We start from the raw sequence: 25,781 nt of genomic DNA, 5'->3' as shown, positions 1-25,781 counted from the left end.
TGTAACGATTATTCAGGACGTCACACAAAAATGAAAGAAATAGAGTTATCTATTGAAACAATTATTTTTTGTAAGTTACCTACGATTATAATTACTAAAGTCATATTTTAACTTTGCTAGATAATACCTCATGAGTAAATTATTTAAATGTTTTGTTTTAGTAGTAGCCATAATATTGGGGGTTTACTTTATGTATATTAGGTATTTTTCGATTAGTGATGGAGAACGGGCACCAGATTTTGATACTGCCTTAATTGATGGTGCTGCATTCAAATTATCAGATTTACAAGGAAAATATGTTTTGTTAGACTTTTGGGGATCATGGTGTGGCCCTTGTTTAAAGGAGATTCCAGAATTAGTCGAACTTCATCAAAAGCACCCTGATAAACTTATCATAGTCACAATTGCATTAGAAAAGGACTCATTCTCTTGGAAAAAAGTAGCTAGCAAATATGGTTTTACATGGAAAAATCAAATTGTAGATCAAAATAAATTTGTAATGATGTCTTCAATTGCTAGAAAATATGGGGTTACAGAAATCCCAGCTAAGTTTTTAATTTCTCCAGAAGGAAAACTAATAGGAAGGCGCTCTTTTAAGCAGATTTATAGTTTGTTTTCTGTAAAATCGAATAGCTTAAGGGAATGAAGCAGTCGTATAAAGGCATATTTATACTAATTAACCATTAAGTATATTTTGAAGCAGTTTAAATTACTAAATATTTTTTTACAGGTTATACTTAATCTTAATGAAAATTGATTTTTTATTTGCTAAAACGGTGATAAATACCGGTTTAAAATTTAAAATAATGAATTTGTAATAGATTAAAATGGTAATTCCGTATTAAGACGACGGTATTATTGGTGAGTGAGATTTTATGTATATATTTAACTAAGTATCAGTACTTAGATTGTTTGATTTCATACTATTGTTTCACCAAATAAAAGAATTGAACTCTATGAAGAATTCTGTTAATTTACCTGTCTTTAATATTTCAAATTTTCAGGATTATAATAATTGTATGGAATTTGATAGCAACTTTTATATTAGACCTTTTAATGATCATATTAATGTTAATCAATTTATTGAAAAGCCACATGGCCATGATTTTTATTTATTATTGATAATCACGAAAGGAAGTGGAATTCATTCAATTGATTATGAAGAGTATAAAGTAGAACCAGGAGCTATGTTTATAGTGTCGCCTGGTCAGGTTCATCATTGGTGTTTGGACAAGGATACAGATGGGTATATCCTGTTTTTTAAAAAAGAATATTTCTTGATAGATTTTAAACTTGATAAATTGATAAAATTTCCATTTTTTAAATCATCATCCAGTGTTCCATATTTGAAGTTAAATGAAGTTGAAGAAACTATTTTAATAGATTTATATGAAAAAATCAATGAAGAATACCAAAATCACCTACTCAATTATCACGAAATGATACGACTTTATCTGAATGTTCTTTTTATAGAGTTGTCAAGAATTTATAAGAAAAAACATAAGTATACCATATCATATAGTTATGAACTCATGCAACTAAACCGTTTTGAGGCTCTTGTTAATAATCATTTTAAAGATCATAAAACATTGATCTTTTATGCTGAAAGGATGAATATTTCATTGAAACAATTAAGTTATATATGTAAGAAAACTATTAATAAAACTCCTTCAGTGATTCTTTTAGAACGAATCATTTTAGAGGCGAAAAGACTTATTATTCATTCAGAGATGTCTATAAGTTCTATAGCTGCAGAACTTAATTATAGCGACAACTCATATTTTATTAGATTTTTTAAAAAAGTATGTAATAAAACTCCAGAACAATTTCGATATTCTTTTAAAGATCGTAATTAATAAACTTTCTTTCGGTTTCGTTAATTGGTAAATCATTTATGCTCGCAAAGCGTTTCTTCATAAGACCATTTTGATCGAATTCCCAGTTTTCATTCCCATAAGCACGATACCATTGCCCTTGAGTATCATGCCATTCGTATTCAAAACGGACAGCAATCTTATTTTCTGTAAACGCCCACAATTCTTTTTTGAGTTTATAGCCTAATTCTTTTTTCCACTTGGTATCGAGAAAGGAAAGAACTTCTTGCCTTCCATTAATAAATAAATCTCTATTCCTCCATTCTGTATCTGGCGAGTATGCAAGTGCAATCTTTTGAGAATTTTTACTGTTCCATGCATCTTCAGCTAATTTCACCTTTTGTGTTGCCGTTTCAAAATTAAAAGGAGGAAGTGGATGTTTTTGTTCCATTATTTTTTTATTTAAAGGCGTTTGGGTTTTTGAAAAAGACTGTAATAATGATTACTATTGGCTAATCGATATTTTAAGGAATATATATATTAAAAATCAATAGTTTTTATTAGTGTGTTAGAGATTACAAAGCCCAAAAACAACTACAAGCGATGCTTTTTTTGATTCCCTGACTTAACGAAGCAATTGCTTTTGAGCATATATAATTGACACATTTTTAAAATTTATGATGTAATCCAAACTTGATAGTCTTGATAGTATTGTATTATGTTTAGTAAATTAATAAATCAATCAATGTTTTTATTTTACCCGAATATCGAAGCTATTTACATATTCTTCTGGGAAATTGGGATCAAATTCTTTACCCATAATGGTATGTTTTTTATATGTAGTTGACGGAGCGTCATAGCCCATTTCTTTCATTTTAGCACCACATTCTGCTGCTAGATATACTTGTTCTGCAATTTTTTTGTAATCGATATCTTCTTTGACATAACCCCAACGCTTCATTTGTGTTAGTATCCATACTCCCATCGAATGCCATGGGAAAGGATCAAAGCCAATACGATTGGGCTCATTCAGTACGTTTCCTAGTCCGTCAGCGTACTTACCAGTAAGCACTTGTGCAATTACGGATGCGGGTTGATTAAGATAGTTTTTGGGTGCAATTGCTTCGGCTATTTGAGCTCTGTTTTCTTGTTGAGAAGAGAAGTGAGTGGCATCAATTATGGCACTAAACAAAGCGGAATAGGTGTTTGGGTTATTTGTAACAAATTCTTGGCTACAGGCAAATGCACAACAAGGATGACCTTCCCAAATATCTTTAGTCAGCATATGCAGGAATCCTACATTTTCATAAACAGCTCTTTGGTTAAACGGGTCTGGAGATAGGTACCCATCTAAATTTCCAGCTCTAAGATTCGCTACCATTTCTGGTGGTGGAACAACACGAATCTGAATGTCTTTGTCGGGATCTAATCCATGTTCTGCAACATAGTAACGCAATAGAAAATTATGCATTGAGTATTCAAAAGGGACTCCGAATTTAAACCCTTTCCACATTTTAGGATCTCGCTTGTCTTTATGTTTGTTATGTAAACAAATAGCTTGTCCGTTTATATTTTCCACTGCAGGCATTACATAAGGAACAGAGCTAGAGCCTGCACCCATGGTCATAGCCAATGGCATTGGAGTAAGCATATGCGAGGCATCATATTCCTTATTAAGACTTTTATCCCTTGCTACTGCCCAACCCGCTGTTTTGATTACATCTACATCTAAACCATATTTTTCATAAAAACCCATTGGTTTTGACATGATAATTGGGGTTGCACAAGTGATAGGAACAAAACCAATATTTAATTTTATTTTTTCTAATTTGGAAGCTCCTAGTTTTGAAGAACCTCCTGATTCTACCTTCTTTTTAGTATCATTAATACAAGATTGCAACGCCCCAAGAGGAACAACGGATAGGAGTGCTGCCCTAAAAACTCCCGCTCCTACAGTTCTAATAAACTGTCTTCGTTTTACATCATTACCTCCAAATATTGATTTTACAACTGAAGTCTCAACAAATCGATTAACCATTTCTTCCTCTGTATGGGGAAGATTTTGAACCATTTCTACATCAGCAGAATGGCAAGATTTACAACTACAGCCTGCGCCGTGTGACAAGTCTGATTTTTCGCTAAACGGATCATCTAAGCTATTTACTGGCATAATTTTATGTTTTTAGTTGTTAATATTAATGCTACCATTTTTTGTATGGAAGGAATTTACCGGTCATGGTAATTTGAACGCGATCCCCCTTGGGGTCTTCAACCTTATCGACATCTAGGGTAAAGTCAATTGCACTCATAATCCCATCACCAAATTTTTCATGGGTAACTTCTTTTATGCTAGCCCCGTAGACATAGGCAATTTCAAAAAGCCTGTAAATAAGTGGGTCACTAGGAACAACTTGACCTTCACCTTTTAAAGGGAATACTTTCAACATTTTCTCAACTTCGATTCCTAGGTCTAATTCTTTGACTACTGCTGCCGCTTCAGTATCATTTAGTGAAGCACTTCCTAAACATGCAGCTGCTACACATACGGGATTTAAACCGGTTGCAGTTGCTAGATCGTCCCACGAAACTTCTTTTTTCATTTTAGTGTCTAAAATGATTTCTGTCATTTGTTTTTTATCCATATTCGTTTTGTTTTAAAGGTCTATTGAATTATTTTCTAGTTGAAATTTTAATTGATGAGGATCCACGGCAATAGGTAAATCTTTTTCTTTTAAAGTTCCATTTTTTATGTTTTCATTAATTTTGCCTGAATGATTAACAAGAAAGTCAACCAAGTAATTTCTAATGTCATAGTATGCTGGATCGTTGATAATAGTAGCTCTGTTTCTTGGCTTCGGAATATTTACAGCTACTATTTCGGCTATTTTGGCTTCTGGGCCATCCGACATTAGTAAGATTCTATCCGAAAGTAATATGGCCTCATCAATGTCATGGGTAATCATAAAGGTTGTTTGCTTCGTTTTATCGCATATTTCAATAAGTTTTTCTTGTAGTTTTCCCCTTGTTAAAGCATCCAATGCACCAAATGGCTCATCCATTAAAAGCAAAGTAGGTTCGATTGCAAAAGCCCTAGCTATTCCAACTCGTTGTTTCATGCCTCCAGAAAGTTCAGATGGTTTTTTGTACATAGCATCTTGTAAGCCTACCATCTTTAAAAAATGAGTAGCTCTACTGGCGATGTCTTCGGTACTCATGTTTTTAAATTTGCACTTAATCGCCATGGTTACATTTTTAAATACTGTAAGCCAAGGAAGAATACTGTGATTCTGAAAGATAACACCGCGTTCTAAACTAGGTGAGTGAACTTCATTTCCTAACATCTTAATTGAACCACTTGATGGGATATCTAGACCGGCAAGATTATTTAGAATAGTTGACTTTCCACATCCAGAATGTCCAATAACACACATGAATTCCCCTTTGTTCATTGTGAAATTGATGTTTTCATAAATTGTCACAAAACTATTTTCTCCTCTAACAGGATAAGACTTCGATATATTTTCAACTTTTAAAAATTCTTCCATTTTATTAGTTTTATTCTTGATAGTTAAAATATTTAGAACTTCTTGATATTAATGAATCGAGAAACATTCCTATAAAACCAATCATTATTATTGAGAAGACAACACTGGCTAAATCCAAATTATTCCATTCATTCCATACATAATATCCTATGCCGGTTCCTCCTACAAGCATTTCGGCCGCTACAATAACCAGCCATGAAATTCCCATTGATATTCTTAGTCCCGTAAAAATAGTTGGTAATGCTGCGGGTAATATGATTTGAAAAGCAGTTTTAAGACTACTCATTTCTAATGTTTTAGCAACGTTTAAAAAATCTTTTTTGACAGACATCACACCAAAGGCCGTATTAATCAACATGGGCCATATGGAACAAATGAATATTACAAATACAGAAGACATAACAGAGTCCTTTATTACGAATAGAGCTAAGGGCATCCAAGCCAAAGGGGATATGGGTTTTAATATTTGTATATATGGCTGCAAGGCTTTATAAAAAACAGGAGACATCCCTATAAGGAATCCTATTGGTAAAGCGATAATAACGGATAGTAGATAACCGGCCATTACCCTGGCAATAGAGTAAAGTAATTGTATGCCAATTCCTTTATCATTTGGTCCATTGTCATAAAATGGATCGCTAAGCTCACTTAGTGCATGCTTAAATACCTCAATAGGACCAGGAACGTGCGCTTGAGTTTCTCCCATGCCCATTAGTTGTTCATACTCGGTCATGTTTTTTTTATTTCTCTCTCCCGTACTTGTTATAAGTTCTCCGACAATCAAAAAAACAACAAATAATGTTATGGAAAGTAAAATAGCCTTCTTGTTTTCAGTCATAATAATAGTGCTCTTTATAGCTGATAACAAACTTAGTAACCCAATGCCATTTTGGTATAGGACAATAGATCCCTTTTTTGGGACAAATTTTACTTTTTTCAGTGTTTTGGCATTTTTAACATTTTAAAATCATTAAAAATTAAAAAACAACTATTTTTTTTCAATGAAAAATATAAATCATTGAAAATAGTTCAACGAGAGGTCTTGTTAGTTTGGTTTTAAGGGATATGTATATTAGCCCGCGATTATGTGATTTTTGTTAGATGTACTGATGTGTAAACCGAGTATAGGGAATCTTGTCGCTGACTCATAAGAATTGAATTTTATCTACTCTCGAAAAGATTAACAAAAAATAAATATACAGTAGTGTATTTAGTAATTTTCCAAAAAAATAAAAGCCCAAATTGCTACTGCGATTTGGGCTTTCGGATGGTTAATTATTTGTAATTAATCTTTAAGAATACTTCTAGAAATAACAATCTTCTGTATTTCGCTAGTTCCTTCATAGATTTGCGTAATCTTGGCGTCACGCATCATTCGCTCAACGTGATATTCCTTAACAAAACCATTACCACCATGAACCTGTACCGCCTCAACGCTCACTTCCATGGCAACTTTAGACGCATATAATTTGGCCATGGCACCCGATAGGTCATAGTCCTCATTATTATCCTTGTCTTTGGCTGCCTTATATACAAGCATGCGAGCAGCTTCAATGTCTGTATGCATATCTGCTAGTTTGAATGCTATGGCTTGGTGATTCATGATTTCAGTGCCAAAAGCTTTACGAACTTTGGAGTATTCTTTTGCTAATTCATATGCCCCTGCAGCAATACCTAGTGCCTGGGCAGCAATACCAATACGTCCACCAGCTAAGGTCTTCATTGCAAATTTAAACCCAAAACCATCATCACCAATACGATTCTCCTTTGGGACTTTTACATCATTAAAAATAAGAGAATGGGTATCACTTCCACGAATACCAAGTTTATCCTCTTTTGGTCCAATTTCAAAACCTTCCCATCCTTTTTCTACAATAAAGGCATTGATCCCTTTGTGTTTTTTTTCTTTGTCAGTTTGAGCGATCACCAAATAATAATCTGCTGTACCTCCATTAGTAATCCAGTTTTTTGTTCCGTTAAGGATATAATGATCACCTTTGTCGATTGCGGTTGTTTTTTGGGAAGTAGCATCACTACCAGCTTCTGGTTCAGATAAACAGAAAGCTCCGATGGATTCTCCTGTAGTTAGTTTTGATAAATATCTTTCTTTTTGTTTGGGTGTGCCATATGTGTCAAGACCCCAGCAAACCAATGAATTGTTAACAGATACAATTACAGAAGAAGAAGCATCTATTTTTGATAACTCTTCCATGACAAGTACATAAGAAATGGTATCCATTCCGCCTCCACCATATTCAGGAGAGGCCATCATACCCAAAAAACCGAGTTCTCCCATTCTTTTTACTTGTTGGGTAGGGAATTCTTGTTTGTTATCACGTTCTATAACACCGGGTAATAATTCTGTTTTGGCAAAATCACGAGCTGCGTCGCGTATCATAAGCTGTTCTTCGGATAGTTTAAAGTCCATATATTTTATAATTTACTGTGCGTGCATAATATGCAATTTACGCTTTTTGCTAAAAATAAGTTGATATTTGCTGTTGATTTTTATTAATACTATAAATATAAGTGATAATATAGTAGATCTACTGATTTTTTGCTTTTTTGCAAAAGTTACTTTTGTCAATGTATTTATCTTTTTTTATCATGAGTTTATATTGGCTTGATTTTATATAGTACAACACACTTATTTTTGTTCACATAATTTTAATTTTATTTGAGCCTTTGCCATATTTAGTTTTTTATATTTGTGAAGTTGCATTTAACTATATTTCAAAATATTTTAATATCTCATTAATATGACTCAACTCTAACCTCTGTTATGGAGGATTATTTTAATTTAAAAGTGCTGGTATGCGATAAATGTATGTTTCAAAAACATACATCATTTATTTATATAATGAATTGAAATTTTGAGATGAAAGAGTTATTAAAAATTTACGAAAATAAAGAACCAGAAATAGTTTTTAACTGGAAAGATTCAGAAACTGAAGCAGAAGGATGGACCGTTATAAATTCTTTAAGAGGTGGTGCAGCAGGAGGAGGAACCAGAATGCGTAAAGGTTTAGATATGAATGAGGTCCTTTCTTTGGCCAAAACGATGGAAGTTAAGTTTACTGTATCGGGACCTGCAATTGGAGGAGCAAAGTCAGGAATTAATTTTGACCCAGAGGACCCTCGAAAAAAAGGAGTACTTAAGCGCTGGTATAAAGCAGTATCACCATTATTGAAAAGTTACTATGGAACAGGAGGTGATCTTAATGTAGATGAAATTCATGAGGTAATACCCATTACTGAAGAATGTGGCGTCTGGCATCCTCAGGAAGGTGTTTTTAATGGGCATTTTCAACCTACGGATGCAGATAAGATAAATAGAATTGGACAATTAAGACAGGGGGTAATTAAGGTATTAGAAAACACAATGTTTTCGCCAGATGTTTCGAGAAAATATACCGTAGCTGATATGATTACAGGATATGGAGTTGCAGAAGCAATACGGCACTATTATAATATTTATGGAGGTGATGTTGTCGGAAAAAGAGCAGTTGTGCAAGGTTTTGGCAATGTCGGGTCTGCGGCGGCCTATTATCTATCCGAAATGGGGGTAAAGATTGTTGGAATTATAGACCATGCAGGTGGGCTTATTAATGAAGATGGCTTTTCTTTTGAAGAAATAAAAGAGTTGTATTTAAATAAAAAAGGAAATAAGTTATATAGTCAAAATTTGATCCCATTTGAAGAATTAAATAAAAAGATTTGGTCCTTAAAGACCGAGGTTTTTGCACCTTGTGCTGCTTCCAGACTAATTACAAAGGATCAAATTACTAAAATGATAGATTCTGGTCTCGAAGTTATTTCTTGTGGCGCTAATGTTCCTTTTGCTGATAAAGAAATTTTTTTTGGCCCTATTATGGAGTATACAGATGAAAGGGTAAGTCTTATTCCTGATTTTATATCTAATTGTGGTATGGCAAGAGTTTTTGCTTATTTTATGGAACGCAAAGTGCAAATGACCGATGAAGCTATTTTTAAAGATACATCAGAGACAATTAAAAAAGGAATTCAAGATATTTATAATTGTAAACAAGTAAACACAGATATTAGTAAGACCGCATTTGAGTTAGCTCTCAAGCAACTAGTATAATATAATCGCATTAATAACCACATTAACTGAGTAAAATTATGTTTAAGTATTTTTTGGGAAATAGTCCTAAATGGTTTAAAACCACAATGATTGGATTTTTAATTTTTAATATATTTTCGTATTTCTTTTTGAGTCCAACAATAACTTCATGGATTTTTATAGGTGAGTTTATCTTCACATTGGCTATGGCTTTAAAATGCTACCCATTGCAGTCAGGAGGGTTATTGGCAATAGAAATTTTAGCACTACAACTTACTTCTCCAAAAAGTGCATATCATGAAGTAGAACAAAATTTAGAAGTGGTTTTGCTTTTGGTTTTTATGGTAGCAGGGATTTATTTCATGAAGCCATTGTTAATGTATATTTTTAGTAAGGTATTTACTAAGATAAAATCTAAGGTCGTCTTATCGCTTCTATTTGTGTTTTTGTCCGCTGTACTTTCGGCATTTTTGGATGCTCTTACAGTAACTGCTGTTTTGATTAGTGTTGCGGTAGGGTTTTATGGTGTATACCATAAAATCCACTCAATGCCAGAATCGGATTTTGATCATGATGGCGTAGCAGATAGAAAAGAGTTAAGCGGTGAGACATTAGAACAATTTAGAAGTTTTTTGCGTAGTTTGGTAATGCATGGTGTAGTAGGTACTGCTCTTGGTGGTGTTTGTACATTAGTAGGAGAACCTCAAAATTTACTGATAGGGGAACGTATGGGATGGGATTTTATAGAGTTTTTCTTAAAAATGGCTCCGATATCTCTTCCTGTTTTTGGTGCAGGGTTATTGACCGCGATTATTTTAGAAGTAACCAGAAGTTTTGGTTTTGGTGCAAAATTACCAGAGGTTGCCAGAAGGATTATCGAAAATTATACTGAGGAAGAGGATAGAAATCGATCAGAAAAGGCTAAATATGGTTTGATTGTGCAAGGGGTGTCAGCTCTACTTTTGATAGCTGGTTTGGCATTACACTTGGCCCCAGTTGGATTTATTGGTTTGGCATTAATAATCATTCAAACTGCATTTATGGGAATTACAGAAGAACACCATTTAGGTAAAGCATTCGAAGAGGCATTGCCTTTTACAGGACTAATTGTTGTGTTTTTCGTGATTGTAGCTATGATCCATGATCAACATTTATTTACTCCCATTATAGATTGGGCGTTATCTTTAGATGTAGATAAACAACCCTCGATGTTCTATATTGCTAATGGCGTTTTATCTATGATTAGTGATAACGTGTTTGTGGCCACTGTATATATAGGAGAAGTTAAACAAGCCTTTGATAATGGAGCAATATCAAGAGAGCAATTCGAAAAACTTGCAGTTGCTATTAATACGGGTACAAATTTACCAAGTGTAGCAACACCTAATGGGCAGGCAGCTTTCTTGTTTTTACTAACCTCTTCATTAGCGCCACTTATTGGATTGTCATATCTTAAAATGGTAAAAATGGCATTACCTTATACAATTGTGCTCGGAGGTATTGGATTATTAGGAATAATATATATCTTATAGTAACAAAACCATCTATATACTAGTAATAATCTACAAGACATACTTAACGCCAAGAAATAGCGTTAGAATACTAATACTAAAATAGCAAAATCAAGATGACATATTTATTTTTTTTTAATGCTTTGATACAAGACATTCCAGAACAAGAAGAAAACACCTTATCAATTATGGATCTGCTTTTTAGCGGAGGGACTGGTGCTGTGGTAATTATATCTATCCTTTTTGTACTACTTTTTGTTGCAATCTATATTTATTTTGAAAGACTGTTTGCCATTAAGGCTGCGTCAAAATATGACGAAAGTTTTATGAGTAAAATTAGAGATAGTGTTGTAAATGGTAAAATAGAAGCCGCCAAGATCTTATGTGCTCAGACTAATAACCCAGTAGCAAGATTAACCGAGAAAGGAATATCTAGGATCGGGCATTCTCTAGAAGATATCAATAAAGCAATAGAAAATGCGGGAAGACTTGAAGTGTATAAATTAGAGAAAAACGTAAGTATTCTTGCTACTGTTGCGGGTGCTGCACCAATGATTGGTTTTTTAGGAACGGTTATTGGAATGATATTAGCTTTTCACAATTTGGCGTCTAGTTCGGGGACAGCAGATATGGGAGTGTTGGCTGAAGGAATTTATACGGCGATGACAACGACAGTAGGAGGATTAGTAGTGGGTATTGTCGCCTATATTGGGTATAACCACCTGGTTGTAAGAACAGATAAAGTGATTCATAGTATGGAGGCAAATGCTGTAGACTTTTTAGATTTATTAAACGAACCTGCTTGATATGAATTTAAGAGGAAGAAATAAAGTGAGTCCAGAGTTTAGTATGTCTTCAATGACCGATATAGTATTTTTATTATTGGTCTTTTTCTTACTAACTTCTCCGGCGATAACTCCTGAGGCTTTGGATCTAGTATTGCCAAAGGCTAAGGGAAAGAGTTCAAATGTGCAGAATTTATCTGTTAGTATTACTAATAAATTGCAATACTATATAGATAATGAACGAATAAGTCAAAGTAGTTTAGAATCCACATTGGTTTCTAGATTAAACGGGACTAATGAACCAACTATTATCTTAAGAGCAGAAGAAGGAGTTCCTATAGAAAAAGCCGTAGGAGTAATGGAAATTGCTAATAGGAATAAATTTAAAGTAATATTGGCTGTACGACCTGACTAATTGTACTATAAAGAATACATATGTTAAAACTAGATACAAAACATAAGAGGAAGTCTTTTATCCTTACCATTTTGGTTCATGTAGGACTCATTTTCTTATTGTTTTATTTGAGTTTAAAATATGTAGTTCCTGAGGAAGAAGGAGGAATAGCTATTAATTTCGGGACCACAATAACAGGGTCAGGTAATATACAACCTAATGAGCCTATCAAGTCAGCTCCAGAACAGGTGGTAACCGAATCAACGCCAGAACCAGAAGCAGAATCCCCAGAAATTACAGATGAAGTAATTACACAGGATACAGAGGACGCACCCGTAATTGAAAAAAAGCCTAAAAAAGATCTAAAAAAAAACTCAAACAAGCCTACAGAAAATAAAAGCAAGACTCCTGAAAAAAAGGTAGAACAAAAGAAACCTGATCCAAAGCCGGATAAGTCTACATTAGATATTTTAAATAGCTTTTCTAAAGGTCCAAAAAATGATGGTAAAACAAAAGGTGGTGAAGGAGATGATAATGTCGCAGGTGATAAAGGTAGTCGTGATGGCGATCCCAATGCGAAATCTTATTATGGAACAGGAAAAGGGCTTGATGGAGATGGTAACTACAGATTAGGAGGGAGAAAAGCATTAACTAAGAAGAAGTTTATACAGGACTGTAATGAATCAGGAATTGTTGTTGTAAAAATAGAAGTGAATCAGAGTGGTAAAGTAATTCGAGCTACTCCAGGAGTCAAAGGAACTACTAATAGTGCTTCTTGTCTTATTGGTCCAGCCAAAAGAGCTGCTTTGGCGACAAAATTTAATAGTGATAGCAATGCACCTGTAAAACAGGTTGGTACGATTGTTTATCAGTTTAAACTTTCAGAATAATATAAACATACTATGAATTATAGGGAGACTCTAGATTGGATGTTTGCCCAACTACCAATGTATCAGCGTCAGGGAGCTAGTGCATACAAAATAGATTTAGGTAATACCCTTCGGTTAGTTTCTTATATGGGTAATCCCGAGCTTAGGTTTAAAAGTATTCATGTTGCAGGTACAAATGGGAAAGGATCTACGAGCCATATGCTGGCCTCAATATTGCAAGAGGCTGGGTATAAAGTAGGATTATATACTTCTCCACATCTTAAGGATTTTAGAGAGCGTATTCGTATTAATGGAACGACAATATCTCAAGAATATGTAATTGATTTTATTGATAAGCATAGAGCGTATATTGAATCAAATCAGCTTTCATTTTTTGAGATGACGGTAGGCATGGCCTTCCAATATTTTGCAGAATCGCAAGTAGATATTGCAGTTATAGAAGTTGGTTTAGGTGGTAGGTTGGATTCTACTAATATTATTACTCCTGAAGTTTCTGTTATTACTAATATAGGATTGGACCATACAGCATTTTTGGGAACAACTTTAGAGGCAATAGCATCAGAAAAAGCGGGTATTATAAAAGAACAGGTACCCGTTGTAATCGGAAGGACAACATCAGAAACCAAAAAAGTTTTTATAGAAACGGCGAGATTAAATAATAGCAAAATTTACTTCGCTGAGGAGTATACAGAAGAAGTATTTGCTTCTGACTTAAAGGGCAATTATCAGCAAGAAAACATAAAAACAGCTATTCAAACAATTAAATTGTTATGCGATAAAGGTTGGTCTATTGACAAACAAATGATATCAGATGGACTTAGTAAAGTGGTTCAAAATACAGGTTTGTTAGGAAGATGGCAAGTACTACAAGAAAACCCAAAAGTAATTTGTGATACGGCTCATAATAATGATGGATTGCAATATGTATTAAATCAACTTTTGGAAGAGCAGTATGATCACCTTCATATCGTATTGGGTGTAGTTGGTGATAAAGACTTAACTACGATTTTACCCTTATTTCCTAAGAATGCACGTTATTATTTTGCGAAACCAAACCTTCAAAGAGGACTTGATGAAAAAGTTTTAAAAGAGAAGGCGATAAATTTTGGTTTGAAAGGAGAGCGTTATAATTCAGTTAAGGATGCCTATGTGGCTTCACTACAGGCAGCTACAGAAAAGGATGTTGTTTATGTAGGAGGGAGTACTTTTGTAGTAGCAGAAATAATTTGAAAATTCTGCAAAATTCTTTTGGCAGACTGCAAAACAGTTGTATATTTGCATCCGCAATCAGGAACAAGGTTGCTTCTTTAAAAAAGAAAAAGGGCGCTTAGCTCAGTTGGTTCAGAGCACTTGGTTTACACCCAAGGGGTCAGGGGTTCGAATCCCTTAGCGCCCACAAAAAGGGAATTATCATAGAAAATGATAGTTCCTTTTTTTTTGAAAATATCTAATACCGATTTAATCATAATGGATTTACATTTTTAGAAATTTCAAAACCTCATATATCAGAAATGCTGGCCAAAAAAATGCTTTTACTATTCCGAGGACCCCAATCCAAAAGCTAGTTGCATGACTGGTATAATATATAATAGCTCCAATAATACCTAAACCATAGATAGGGTTTGAAGAAGCTCCCTTTTGTACTTTTTCTTTCATAACATAATGTTCGTTTAGATATTATTTATTAATTTTTCCGATTGCACAACTCAAATAAGATTTGAATTTACTACCTATTGGATTTGCATTTCCCTTAATTGGATAACCTAGTTTGGTCAGCTCTTTTTGAACCGTTTCGAATCCATCTTCTGTTTTGTAAGAAAAAGAAATGGTGCAATCTTCTTGATTAATGAAGACATCTTTAATTCCTTTAAGTGTATGTAGTTTTTTGGCTATGGTACTTTCGCACCCACCACATTTTAGATTTTGTATGGTTACAGATGTTTTCATTACGTTTTTTTTTGAATTTTTAAAAGTATGTAAAGAATGGTATAGGAACTATGATTTAAATCAGTTTTAGAAATAAAATAGAAACTGTTTTTTTTGGACTGACATAAAAACAAAAACAGGTAACAAAATCACTTAGAATCATAGTAGATACAGAATACATCTATTTGTTAAAAATAGAGAGTGTTTTCAAACTTTTTTAAAAGCTTTTTAAGAAATGAATAATGAAGAAAGGTAAGAAGAACTATAGGAGATTGTTATAATTTATCAATAAAAGAGAACGTTGTGCATAGGAGTATAATTTCTCTCGTTTAAGAAAACTATTATATCTTTATGATTAAATGGTACAAGTAAAACTTAAACGCACCCTAAAGCAAGTTATTCCGTTCGGAATTATATGGTTGATTTCGGCACTTGTATATACTTTTTTAGAATTTGGGATTTTAGGAGATTCCAGTTATTATCCCAATACAGGCAATGTGTATAATTTTAAAGTGTCTTTGATTTACGTATGTTCGGGGAGTTTTTTGATGGGGTTAATTCAAGGGTGGATTGAACAGGTTTGGTTTAAAAAGCTGTTTAAGCGTAATCCTCTTTGGGTTAAAGTTGTTTTAAAAAGCAGCTATTATTTGATGTTGATTATTCTTTTTCTGCTGACCATCTCTGTACTAGCAAATTCACTAATTCTAGATGTACCTATTTTTGATCCTGTAATTATTGATATTTCGAAGAAATTCTTTACTTCTTTTTCTTTTTGGAGTATCGTAATTTATATTGGTGTCTCTTTAAATATAGCCTTGTTTTTTTCAGAAATTTCGGAGTATTTGGGGGTCGAAATTTTATATAACTTCTTATTTGGCAAGTATCATAAGCCAATAAAAGAAATAAGAATATTTATGTTCTTGGATATGAAATCTTCTACTACTATTGCCGAGAAGATTGGTCATGAAATTTATTTTGAATTGATTAAGCAATATTATGAAGATATGACTGATGCTATTTTAGAGACTGAAGGGGAGATATATCAATATGTGGGTGATGAAATAGTAATATCATGGAAAGAGAAAACGGGGTTGTATAAAAATAACTGTATTCATTGTTTTAAGAAAATTAGAGATAATTTTAATGTCAAGGAAAATGATTATCTGCATAAATATGGTTTGGTTCCTGATTTTAAGGCAGGTTATCATATTGGTGAAGTTACCACAGGTGAAATCGGAATTATCAAAAGAGATATTATTTATACCGGAGATGTTTTGAATACCGCAGCAAGGATTCAGGCGAAATGTAATGAGTATAACACCAATGTTTTAATTTCTGAGGAACTCATTCTTAAATTATCAAAGGACGCCACATTTCAGTATACTGAAATTGGAAAATTAATACTTCGCGGAAAATCAGAAACCGTTAAACTTTGTAGCATTAACTTTGACTAATATGAATGCTGTAATAAGGATTTAGTGTAGTTTTTTTCATTCTTAAGTAGTTAGTTATCATTAGGTTTTATCATATCTTATTAAAGTACACTTCTTCTATAATCAAAAGGTAATTTTGGGTTAAGAGATGACTATTGTCATTTTATGCGAATGATGGATGATATATTTTTAATGTATTGAAATTTAAAAATTATATCATGAGAAACGTACTAATTTGCATACTTATTCTGGGGTTAACCTCTTCTTTGTTTACACAGAAAACAGAACAATTATCAGAAGTGTTTATTTCTGCAATAAACTATAAATATCTTAGTGAAGTGGATTCTGAAGAAGTATCGGTCCCTTTGGAGTTAATAAAGCGACAAGTAGCAACTTTTAATCTAAAAGAAGCCGATTTTTATCAAGATGATTATGACTTATATCATGTAACATTTTTTATTCCGGAGGGAAAAATTCTGGCTGCATATGATAAAGAAGGTAATGTTATTAGGACGGCCGAAAGGTACAAAGGAGGCAATCTACCTGCAGCGATTTATGCGGCAATAGTGAAAAGATTTCCGGGGTGGGCAATTTCTAAGAATATTTATATTGTTAATTATAATGATCAGGCAGGGGCGGCTAAAACATACAAGTTAAAGTTAGAAAATGGTGATAAAACTATTCGTGTCAAAATGAATGAACATGGCGCATTTTTATAATACTAATAACGCGTATGTACTAGTTTACTAAATATCTAATTTCCTGATTTTGGTCATATTTTTCAAGCAACTAGTCATATACTTTTGTTTTAAAATATATCTACTATGAAAAAAATTCTTGTACCCATCGACTTTTCATTACATTCTGAATATGCGTTAAAAGTGGCAGCCATAATTGCCAAGCAAATGAATTCAGAAATTATTGTATTACATATGCTTGGTTTATCTGAAGCGATTCTTACTAAAGATGAAGCTCAGGAAGCGGCAGAAGCCATTTATTATATCAAATTAGCAGAAAAAAGATTTACTACTTTTCTGGATAAAGATTATCTAACAGGTATTAGAGTAACAAAAGCTGTACAAAATTATAAAATATTTAGTGAGATCAATGAAGTAGCAAAAGAGAAGAAAGCAGATCTTATTGTTATGGGTTCGCATGGCAGTAGTGGGTTAAGTGAAGTTTTTGTTGGATCTAATACAGAAAAGGTAGTACGTACTGCAGAAGTGCCAGTATTGGTGATTAAGAAACCGATGAAAGAATTTAGGATAAAAGAAGTTGTGTTTGCTTGCGATTTTAAGATAGAGAATCTTAAACCTTATCATAAGGCTCTTCAATTACTCGAATTATTTAATCCTAATATACACTTATTGTATGTTAATCTTCCAGCAGAAAATTTTAGGAGTTCGGATCAAATAGAGGAGACAATCAAAGAGTTTCTTTTTAGAGCAGATGCAGGTAATCTTGATAGGTATAACGATGTAATTATTCAAAATGATTACTCTGTAGAAAGCGGAATTTTTAGTTATAGTAAAAAAATAAATGCTGATATGATCATTATACCAACGCATGGTCGTAAGGGCTTATCCCACTTCTTCAATGGTAGTATAGGGGAGGATATAATAAACCATACCAACATACCCGTGATTACTTTGAAAATTTGATAGTATCATATAATTCATCAACCAAAATTAAAGCTGAACAACAATAAGATTGTTCAGCTTTATTGGTTAACATTTATAAGTTGATTTTTCTACTCTAAATGCCCTTTTAATACGGATAGGAGTTCATTTTTTTGTAAAACCCCAGACTGACGCCAGAGCTGTTTTCCGTTTTTAAACAAAATCATAGTTGGGACACCTCGCACTGCATAGGTAGTTGCTAAAGGTTGATTTTTATCTACATCAATCTTTACTATTTTTATAGCATCTCCCAGTTCATCTTTGACTTGTTTTAATATAGGCGCAAGCATTTTACAGGGACCGCACCAATCTGCATAGAAATCTATGAGTACAGGAGCATCGGATTTAATTATTGAATTAAAATTACTTTTCATTTACGTTGTTTATAGATGCAATACTACTTAAAATTTTTAGAATCAAAAGATGTATAGGTTTGAATCCATTTAATACCAATTTTACGTTAAAATTATTAAGTAAAAAGGGAGGTAGTTTGTTTTTCAAAATAAAAGTAATCCGTAGCAAGATGGTCATGCTTGATTTTCCTGTTTTGTCTAGATTAAAGGACTTTTGTTTTGCTTTTTAGTAAGTTTAAGGTAATACTGGTATAACTCAAATGAGCAATATCTTTTATCAATTTCTTCAATTAAATATATAAAACGGAGCTGATGTTACAATTAAAATGAGATCGTCCAGGTGTATACATTAAAAACTAGTTTTTTTTAGATATTTTAGGCTTGTTCAGGTTATATATTTACTATAGTAGTTTTTGAGGGGCATTATATTTTTTGAGTAGATGCATTACATCGGTAATCGGAATTGAAATAGAGTATGTTCCTGTATATGATGGACAAATAATACAATCGTCGAAGTAATATTCTAGGTTAGTATCGTTGATCACAAAATTATTTTTATAAACTCGAAAATCTTCCTCAGCTATTTCCCAACAGTCCATATAAAGTTCTCCAGAATAGATTTGCGCTGTTATAATTTTATTGATGATATTGAATACTTTTTTTTCAGCGTTATTGATAAAAAAATCTCCAAAATACTTAAAATTATAATCAGTAAGGTCATAGTTTAGGCATTCGAACATATAGGTAGAATGTTTCATCCCAGAATAGTAGTTTTCTTTATATAACAGTACGCTAATTAATCGTTCGTTTGCAGCATAAATTTTATAATCAATAATTCTTTTATCCATACATCTACTAACTCCTGCACTATCACAATATATAAATTTGTCATCGAGAATTTCATTTTCCGTAACCTCTATGTTAAGGTAGTTTTCGGTAAAAAAAGTATTAAAGCTTGCATAGTCAGTATCAAGACCTTCATTTAGACGGGGGTATTTATAATCTAGTATGTAGAAGTCATTTTTTTTATATAGTTTCTCTTCAATGACTAGAGTAGAGAGTTGTTCTTTATCATCAGATAATTTGATTAATTTCTGTTTTTTTAAGGGGTTGATTTTCTCTTTGGTAAATTCTATGGGTTCTTCATCTAATAAGGCTATAGTATCGATGATTGACTTGTTTGATTGTATGGTACTAGATTCATTAGTTTGATTGGGAGTGTTTTCTTGTAAAGGTTGGTTTTTACAATTGTATAAAAACAATGGCAAAATAATATAGAGAAGAGTTTTCATAGTACTTTTTAATTTTCTATAAATGTAATTTTGTTGGTTCATAAAAAGTATGACATTGATCAGTAGATAAGATTAGACCCCTTAATTTATCTATGCAAGATGGTATATAGTAAGAATAAAGGTAGACTTCTATGAAGCCTACCTTTATTAAAACGGTTATATGGGTAATGAGAAATTAAAATAGACTATTGCCCACAATGATTAAGCTATTGGCAATCAAGCTTATCATTAAGAGGTCAAAAACTAGTTTCGGTTTTTGCACAGTGAGAATTGCAGCATTATGAGCACTACATAGTACAACTGTAATGAAGACCATGAACATCTGTAAAAAACTATTTCCATGAGATAATGTAGTCATAATAGCTACAGACCCTAGACAAGTAGAAAGAATAATAGCCAGAGCCGAGTTTCCTATATAGTTTTCTGAAAAATCTGCAGTCATTTTTGTATAAAGTGTCATAATTTCATCTTTTTTAGTTTGAAGTAAAATTAGAGGAGTATATAATCGTAAACTATGATAAAAATCAGTTTTCTACGTTCATTTTTGAAGCCTTATTAATGAAAATATACCTCAGATTATAGCTTCTGGTTTTTTCTTTGCGGCATTACTTTACTGATCCCTATTAAAAAGGATATGTAACTTGCCAAGCATTGTTAATTCTGATTTGTTTTTACCAGCAAAAGCATCTGCTATTGCGTTGGCAGTGTCCCAAATAAGTTGTTTTATGTTTTTGGAAAAAAATGAGGGATGCTTTATATAGTAGGATTCAAACTCTTTAAAACATGATTCTGTACTTGGTTCTTCGTGATCCAACCAATCAAAAACAATTTCAATTTGATATGCAGTATCATCACCGAATTCATCTTCTTGATCTTCTAATGTTACCCATACAGATTGAACAAATTCTTGTAGTGATTGACGTTCTGACGAACGGACAACTTTATCTGCTGCGGCAATCGCATAAAATAATTTTCCTAGATGTTGGTAAAATGTAATTCCTAGATTTTGATGTGTATTCATGATAATTTATTTTAAGCCATAAAAATAAACCCTGTGCATGTAGATTTTTATGACAATTATCAGTACTCGATAATTCTAATTGTTTTTTGTCAAAGTAAATCATCTTGTTTTACTCTTAATTTTGGTTAAACTATTCAAAACAGCTCCTAATAATAAATTACACACATCCGTATTTTATTAATTTTAGGTTATTTTTGTGGATGTAGTTTTTACTTAGAAAACCTACTCGATTGACAACCAAAACCAACCACAGTACATAAATAAGCAAAAACGAATTGATGCTTCAGTCCAATGAAAATACGTTTGACATTCTCTCAGAAGCCATTTCTGAAGGTGTAATTATTGTAGATGAACAACAAACTATTGTCGCAACAAATAGTGCTGCAGATGAGATGTTTGGATATGAAAAAACAGAGTTAAAAGGACAACCTCTTAATATCCTTATTCCTCAAGAGTACAGGGGCGGTCATGAAGGACATTTTAAAAACTTTTTAAAGAGTTCTGAAAAACGTCAAATGGGGAGAGGAAGGGAAATTTATGGTGTTCGTAAGTGTAAAAAAACGTTTCCAGTAGAGGCGGGTTTAAGTCCTTTTCAAATTTATGGTAAGACTTTTATTATGGCATTAGTAATGGATATTACCGATAGGAAATATTATACTGAGAAATTAGAAAAAACTGTAGAAGAACGAACCGGAAGATTAAAAAAGGCACTGGCAAAAGAAAAAGAACTCAATGAGCTGAAAACAAAGTTTTTATCATTAGTTTCTCACGAATTTAAAACACCTCTTAGCGGAATTCTTACATCAACAACATTAATAGGAAAATATACAAAGACAGAACAACAAGATAAAAGAGATAAACATCTTAAAATTATAAAGAATAAAGTGAAGTATCTAGATAATATTCTTACTGATTTTTTATCTGTAGAACGTCTGGATACCGGAAAAGTTAATTATAAAATTAGCGCTTTTCCGTTGAGCAAAGTGATCAATGAAGTGGTTTATGATGCAAATATGTTGCTTAAGGATGGACAAAAAATAACATATCCATCGGATATTGATGATTATACTATTCATTTTGATGAAAAAATACTAGAGCTTTCTTTAACGAACCTAATACGCAATGCTATCAAATATTCGGGCGAAAACACAACTATTGATTTGCAGGTCGGTACCAAGGACAATTTCTTTTTGTTTAAGATAATTGATCAAGGAATCGGTATTCCTAATAAGGAGCAAAAGTTTATTTTTAATCGATATTTTAGGGCAGAGAATGCTTTGTTGGATCAAGGAACAGGAATTGGACTTAATATTGTAAAAAGTCATTTAGAAAATTTGGGAGGTACCATTACTTTTACAAGTGTCGAAAATGAAGGAAGCACATTTACAGTACAAATACCAATAAATACTAATCAGATATGACCAAAACCATACTTTTAATAGAAGATGATACTGCTTTACGCGAAAATACAGCTGAGTTACTAGAATTATCTGATTACAAAGTAATCACAGCACCAAATGGAAAAGTAGGTATCGAGCATGCGCAAGGGCAAGCTCCTGATATTATTGTTTGCGATATTATGATGCCCGAAATTGATGGGTATGGCGTTTTAGAGGCGTTATCTCAAAATAGTACAACAAATCAAATACCTTTTATATTCCTATCTGCAAAAACAGAACATAAAGAAATCCGTAAAGGAATGGATCTCGGGGCAGATGATTACCTCACAAAACCTTTTGAAGAAGAAGAACTCATTAGTGCTATAGAAAGCCGTTTGGCAAAAGCTACAATCATTTCTAAACTTATTGCAGAAAAAAGAAGTGCACCCGAAGAATCAAATGATGGGTTGAGAAATCTACATGAATTGAAAAATTTTTTTGACGATCATGGGGAAATCGTTACCTATAAAAAAGGAGCACCTGTATATAAAGAGGGAGACCACTCTAATAAGATATTTTTAATACTCAAAGGTGTATTAAAAACCCATAAAATGGATGAAAATGGTAAGGAACTCATTACGGCATTATATAAACCCGATGATTTTTTAGGATTTACTTCTTTTAAAGATAATATCCCGTATCAAGAATCTGCGAGTGCAGTAGAAGAAGTTGAATTAGCAGGGATATCAAAAAATCATCTAAAAGATATACTTGAAAAAAGCAATACTATATCATTAGAGTTAATGGAGCTACTCACCGATAATCTTTCTGATATAAAAGAACAACTACTGCAAATGGCTTATAGTTCTGTTCGAAAAAAAACCGCACAAACGATACTTCAGTTTGCGGCGATACTAAATAAAAAAATCGAAGACGGGATAAAAATATCTCGTAGTGACCTAGCCAGTGTTGCAGGGATTGCTACAGAAAGTCTCATTCGCACTCTTTCTGGGTTTAAGAAAGAAGGGCTTATCGAGATAGAAGGTAGAAATATTAGAATAATAGATCTCAAAGGACTTGAGTTGGTTGAGTAATACATATACCAAAATTGATTTATTATTCACGTTTTAGATGTTCAAAAACCTACTTCTCTTGCCTCAAATCCTTATGATAAGAACCTCCTAAACAGGCTGAGTTTAAAATAAGTATTCTGAAACTGATTTATATCATATTTTCTCCTTAGTAATCCTTATACATTTGTTTATAAAACAATGTATAAGCACGGATGAAAAATATTCTTTTACCTACTGATTTCTCAGAGAATTCCTGGAATGCTATTCTCTATGCAATCTCATTTTTTAAAAAAAATCAGTGCAATTTTTACCTATTGCATATTTCTCCTTTTGAAGGAGTGACCAATGGTATATCCCTACAATCTGCAAGTTCTTTTTTTAGTGATGAAGAACAAGAAAGTGTAGCAGCAAAATTTGAGAACTTACTTAAAAAATGTGAAAAATTACCTCTCAATCCAAAGCATACATTTTTTACCGTTCATGAGTATGTATTCTTTGTTGATTCAATCAGAAAACAAGTTGCAGAGAAGAAAATAGATTTTATGGTTATGGGGACCAAAGGAGCCACGGGTTTAAAAGAAAAAACCATTGGTAGTAAAACGGGTGACGTGATTACTAAAGTTAAATGTCCTGTTTTGGTAATACCTGAAAAAGCAACATATGTCAAACCAAAAGAAATAGCATTTCCTACAGACTATAATATTTTTTACAAAAGCCGGGTATTAAATACACTTACTAATATTCTGGAGATGAATTGCGGAGCTTTGCGAATTGTACACATTGCCAAAAGTGAAAAAGAGTTGACCAAACTACAGAAAAAGAATAAGGATTTTCTGAATAATTATCTCGGAGAGGAGATAACACATAGCTTTCATTTTTTATCCAATCCTAATATCGAAGAAGCTGTGCAATGTTTTGTAGAAAGTAGAGATATTAGTCTAATTACCATGATTGCAAAAAACCTCAATTTTTTTCAACGAATTTTATTTCATCCCACTATAGAAAAAATAAGTTACCACATTACCATCCCTTTTTTGGTATTACATGAATAGTGATATCATTTTGATTCTTAAATAGACAAATACATAACAGAAAATATGAATTCAAGCCTAATTAATAACTTAATTACGAAGTATAATATTGCAGGTCCAAGATATACAAGTTATCCCACAGTACCATATTGGGATATGAGTACATTTTCATTAAGAGATTGGAAACTATCCGTAAAAAAATCATTTTTAGCCACAAATTCTTCAGAGGGTATCAGTCTCTATATTCATTTACCGTTTTGCGAAAGTTTATGCACGTTTTGCGGATGTCATAAACGAATAACGAAGCGACATGAACTAGAAATTCCATATATACAAGCTATTTTGAAAGAGTGGCAATTATACTTGAACGTATTTGAACAGAAACCAAAAATTAAGGAATTACATTTGGGAGGCGGTACTCCTACTTTTTTTACTTCAGAGAATCTAGCATATTTAGTTAATGAAATATTCAGAAAATCAGATAAAGTACAACATTGTGAGCTTAGTTTCGAAGGTCACCCCAATAATACCACTCGAGATCATTTACAAGTTTTATACGATGTAGGTTTTAGAAGAGTAAGTTTTGGTGTACAGGATTATAATGAAACGGTACAGAAAGCAATTAATCGTATACAACCTTTTGAGAAGGTAAAGCAAGTTACAGAAATGGCTAGAGAGATAGGGTATAGTTCTGTGGGGCATGATATTATTTTCGGATTGCCTTTTCAAACAAAAGAAGATATTAAGGCCACGATACATAAAACAAAAACATTGATGCCAGATAGATTGGCATTTTATAGTTATGCTCATGTTCCCTGGAAAAAAGGAAACGGGCAACGTGGGTTTGATGAAAAAGATTTGCCTTCTGCAATAGAAAAAAGGCAACAGTATGAAATGGGTAAAAAGCTGCTAAGTGAGGTAGGCTATATAGAAATAGGGATGGATCATTTTGCTTTAGAAACAGATACTTTATATCAATCAATGCAGAATAGAACAATGCACCGCAATTTTATGGGATATACAACTTCTAAAACCTCAATGATGATTGGATTGGGAGTTTCTGCAATCAGTGATAGTAGGTATGGATTTGCACAAAATGTAAAAGGAATCGATGAATACCAGCATTTGGTAAATGAAGGAATCATTCCTGTATATAGGGGACATATATTAACCAAAGAGGATGATATAATCAGACGTCATATTCTTAATCTAATGTGCGATTTTGAAACAGATTGGGGTGATAGTGATTTGTATTTTAAAGAGTTGCCAGAAGTGTTGCAGAATCTTCAAGAATTAGAGCAGGATGAATTATTAGAAATTGGTGATTCTCAAATAAAGGTTCTTAAAAAAGGGAAACCTTTTCTTAGAAATATTTGCATGGCTTTTGATTTGCGATTACAACGTAATAAACCAGAAACTACATTGTTTTCTATGACAATATAGTCGAATTCTTTTAGTAGGTTGGAGTGGGGAATATATGACAAAATATAAATTACTAAAGGTCTCATACACCTTTAGTAATTTGTATTTGAATAGTTGTGAACGATATTACTATTACTGAACTAAATTCA

At 32.7% G+C, this 25,781-nt stretch carries 27 protein-coding genes and 1 tRNA gene; 16 read left to right on the top strand and 12 right to left on the bottom strand.

The window, feature by feature from the left end; all coding sequences use genetic code 11:
* Window positions 1-130 precede the first annotated feature (130 nt).
* Window positions 131-646, top strand: a complete 516-nt coding sequence (locus DZ60_RS0117265) for a TlpA family protein disulfide reductase (RefSeq protein ID WP_025743280.1) — start codon at window positions 131-133, stop codon at window positions 644-646.
* Between the two features lie 310 nt (window positions 647-956).
* The gene (locus DZ60_RS0117260; RefSeq protein WP_025743279.1) at window positions 957-1,856 is read left to right on the top strand and encodes an AraC family transcriptional regulator; all 900 of its coding nucleotides are present in this window, start codon (window positions 957-959) and stop codon (window positions 1,854-1,856) included.
* Here DZ60_RS0117260 and DZ60_RS0117255 read toward each other — a convergent pair.
* The 6 genes from DZ60_RS0117255 to DZ60_RS0117230 form a co-directional block, all read right to left on the bottom strand.
* Window positions 1,840-2,265 (bottom strand): nuclear transport factor 2 family protein, encoded by a 426-nt coding sequence (locus tag DZ60_RS0117255; RefSeq protein ID WP_025743278.1) that lies wholly within the window; start codon window positions 2,263-2,265, stop codon window positions 1,840-1,842. The two genes, DZ60_RS0117260 and DZ60_RS0117255, sit on opposite strands and share 17 nt — an antisense overlap.
* Before the next feature lie 300 nt (window positions 2,266-2,565).
* Entirely contained in the window at window positions 2,566-3,984 is a 1,419-nt protein-coding gene (locus DZ60_RS0117250; protein WP_025743277.1) for a CmpA/NrtA family ABC transporter substrate-binding protein, read from the bottom strand.
* Between the two features lie 31 nt (window positions 3,985-4,015).
* Window positions 4,016-4,456, bottom strand: coding sequence for a cyanase (cynS, locus tag DZ60_RS0117245; protein WP_025743276.1), 441 nt, complete (start codon window positions 4,454-4,456; stop codon window positions 4,016-4,018).
* 12 nt (window positions 4,457-4,468) lie between these two features.
* Window positions 4,469-5,359 (bottom strand): ABC transporter ATP-binding protein, encoded by an 891-nt coding sequence (locus DZ60_RS0117240; RefSeq protein ID WP_025743275.1) that lies wholly within the window; start codon window positions 5,357-5,359, stop codon window positions 4,469-4,471.
* A 10-nt stretch (window positions 5,360-5,369) separates the two neighbouring features.
* The gene (gene ntrB / locus DZ60_RS0117235; protein ID WP_241448755.1) at window positions 5,370-6,197 is read right to left on the bottom strand and encodes a nitrate ABC transporter permease; all 828 of its coding nucleotides are present in this window, start codon (window positions 6,195-6,197) and stop codon (window positions 5,370-5,372) included.
* A 447-nt stretch (window positions 6,198-6,644) separates the two neighbouring features.
* Window positions 6,645-7,787, bottom strand: a complete 1,143-nt coding sequence (locus DZ60_RS0117230) for an acyl-CoA dehydrogenase (protein WP_025743273.1) — start codon at window positions 7,785-7,787, stop codon at window positions 6,645-6,647.
* A gap of 450 nt (window positions 7,788-8,237) precedes the next feature.
* On the opposite strand from DZ60_RS0117230, the gene DZ60_RS0117225 reads away from it, so the two are divergent.
* From DZ60_RS0117225 to DZ60_RS0117195, 7 genes are all read left to right on the top strand, one after another.
* Window positions 8,238-9,464, top strand: a complete 1,227-nt coding sequence (locus DZ60_RS0117225) for a Glu/Leu/Phe/Val dehydrogenase dimerization domain-containing protein (RefSeq protein ID WP_025743272.1) — start codon at window positions 8,238-8,240, stop codon at window positions 9,462-9,464.
* A 38-nt stretch (window positions 9,465-9,502) separates the two neighbouring features.
* A complete protein-coding gene (nhaB, locus tag DZ60_RS0117220; protein WP_025743271.1) occupies window positions 9,503-10,975 on the top strand; it encodes a sodium/proton antiporter NhaB in 1,473 nt (490 codons plus the stop codon).
* A 95-nt stretch (window positions 10,976-11,070) separates the two neighbouring features.
* Entirely contained in the window at window positions 11,071-11,760 is a 690-nt protein-coding gene (locus tag DZ60_RS0117215; protein WP_025743270.1) for a MotA/TolQ/ExbB proton channel family protein, read from the top strand.
* Between the two features lies 1 nt (window position 11,761).
* On the top strand, window positions 11,762-12,154 hold the full coding sequence (locus tag DZ60_RS0117210; protein ID WP_025743269.1) for an ExbD/TolR family protein: 393 nt from the start codon (window positions 11,762-11,764) through the stop codon (window positions 12,152-12,154).
* A gap of 20 nt (window positions 12,155-12,174) precedes the next feature.
* Complete coding sequence (locus tag DZ60_RS0117205) at window positions 12,175-13,023, top strand: hypothetical protein (RefSeq protein WP_025743268.1); 849 nt, start codon at window positions 12,175-12,177, stop codon at window positions 13,021-13,023.
* 12 nt (window positions 13,024-13,035) lie between these two features.
* Window positions 13,036-14,253, top strand: a complete 1,218-nt coding sequence (locus DZ60_RS0117200; protein ID WP_025743267.1) for a bifunctional folylpolyglutamate synthase/dihydrofolate synthase — start codon at window positions 13,036-13,038, stop codon at window positions 14,251-14,253.
* Between the two features lie 91 nt (window positions 14,254-14,344).
* Window positions 14,345-14,419 (top strand) — tRNA-Val (locus tag DZ60_RS0117195).
* Window positions 14,420-14,496: 77 nt separating this feature from the next.
* On the opposite strand, the gene DZ60_RS0117190 is transcribed toward DZ60_RS0117195, so the two are convergent.
* Together DZ60_RS0117190 and DZ60_RS0117185 are read right to left on the bottom strand one after the other, a co-directional pair.
* A complete protein-coding gene (locus DZ60_RS0117190) occupies window positions 14,497-14,679 on the bottom strand; it encodes a hypothetical protein (RefSeq protein WP_025743266.1) in 183 nt (60 codons plus the stop codon).
* A 21-nt stretch (window positions 14,680-14,700) separates the two neighbouring features.
* Entirely contained in the window at window positions 14,701-14,970 is a 270-nt protein-coding gene (locus DZ60_RS0117185; protein ID WP_025743265.1) for a heavy-metal-associated domain-containing protein, read from the bottom strand.
* A 338-nt stretch (window positions 14,971-15,308) separates the two neighbouring features.
* Here DZ60_RS0117185 and DZ60_RS0117180 point away from each other — a divergent pair, with 338 nt between their 5' ends.
* From DZ60_RS0117180 to DZ60_RS0117170, 3 genes are all read left to right on the top strand, one after another.
* Window positions 15,309-16,403, top strand: a complete 1,095-nt coding sequence (locus tag DZ60_RS0117180; RefSeq protein WP_025743264.1) for an adenylate/guanylate cyclase domain-containing protein — start codon at window positions 15,309-15,311, stop codon at window positions 16,401-16,403.
* A gap of 197 nt (window positions 16,404-16,600) precedes the next feature.
* Complete coding sequence (locus tag DZ60_RS0117175; RefSeq protein ID WP_025743263.1) at window positions 16,601-17,101, top strand: nicotinate-nucleotide adenylyltransferase; 501 nt, start codon at window positions 16,601-16,603, stop codon at window positions 17,099-17,101.
* Between the two features lie 105 nt (window positions 17,102-17,206).
* Window positions 17,207-18,043, top strand: a complete 837-nt coding sequence (locus DZ60_RS0117170) for a universal stress protein (RefSeq protein WP_025743262.1) — start codon at window positions 17,207-17,209, stop codon at window positions 18,041-18,043.
* An 89-nt stretch (window positions 18,044-18,132) separates the two neighbouring features.
* Here the strand turns inward: DZ60_RS0117170 and trxA are convergent, their stop codons facing one another.
* The 4 genes from trxA to DZ60_RS0117145 all read right to left on the bottom strand — a co-directional run bounded on the left by trxA (window position 18,133) and on the right by DZ60_RS0117145 (window position 20,727).
* A complete protein-coding gene (gene trxA / locus DZ60_RS0117165) occupies window positions 18,133-18,435 on the bottom strand; it encodes a thioredoxin (protein WP_025743261.1) in 303 nt (100 codons plus the stop codon).
* A gap of 380 nt (window positions 18,436-18,815) precedes the next feature.
* Entirely contained in the window at window positions 18,816-19,706 is an 891-nt protein-coding gene (locus DZ60_RS0117155) for an RsiV family protein (protein ID WP_025743260.1), read from the bottom strand.
* Between the two features lie 175 nt (window positions 19,707-19,881).
* A complete protein-coding gene (locus DZ60_RS0117150; RefSeq protein WP_025743259.1) occupies window positions 19,882-20,166 on the bottom strand; it encodes a hypothetical protein in 285 nt (94 codons plus the stop codon).
* A gap of 150 nt (window positions 20,167-20,316) precedes the next feature.
* Entirely contained in the window at window positions 20,317-20,727 is a 411-nt protein-coding gene (locus tag DZ60_RS0117145; RefSeq protein ID WP_025743258.1) for a hypothetical protein, read from the bottom strand.
* A 278-nt stretch (window positions 20,728-21,005) separates the two neighbouring features.
* On the opposite strand from DZ60_RS0117145, the gene DZ60_RS0117140 reads away from it, so the two are divergent.
* The 4 genes from DZ60_RS0117140 (at window position 21,006) to hemN (ending at window position 25,653) form a co-directional block, all read left to right on the top strand.
* Entirely contained in the window at window positions 21,006-22,148 is a 1,143-nt protein-coding gene (locus DZ60_RS0117140) for a PAS domain-containing sensor histidine kinase (protein WP_025743257.1), read from the top strand.
* The gene (locus tag DZ60_RS0117135) at window positions 22,145-23,200 is read left to right on the top strand and encodes a response regulator (RefSeq protein ID WP_025743256.1); all 1,056 of its coding nucleotides are present in this window, start codon (window positions 22,145-22,147) and stop codon (window positions 23,198-23,200) included. Before DZ60_RS0117140 ends, DZ60_RS0117135 begins: the two co-directional genes overlap by 4 nt.
* Before the next feature lie 191 nt (window positions 23,201-23,391).
* A complete protein-coding gene (locus DZ60_RS0117130; protein ID WP_025743255.1) occupies window positions 23,392-24,231 on the top strand; it encodes a universal stress protein in 840 nt (279 codons plus the stop codon).
* Window positions 24,232-24,276: 45 nt separating this feature from the next.
* The gene (gene hemN, locus DZ60_RS0117125) at window positions 24,277-25,653 is read left to right on the top strand and encodes an oxygen-independent coproporphyrinogen III oxidase (protein ID WP_034230009.1); all 1,377 of its coding nucleotides are present in this window, start codon (window positions 24,277-24,279) and stop codon (window positions 25,651-25,653) included.
* Window positions 25,654-25,781 lie beyond the last annotated feature (128 nt).

This window comes from Aquimarina pacifica, assembly GCF_000520955.1.
Classification (GTDB): Bacteria; Bacteroidota; Bacteroidia; order Flavobacteriales; family Flavobacteriaceae; genus Aquimarina; species Aquimarina pacifica.
Note: the sequence above shows the minus strand (reverse complement) of the source record. Positions and strands in the feature narration are given on the sequence as shown.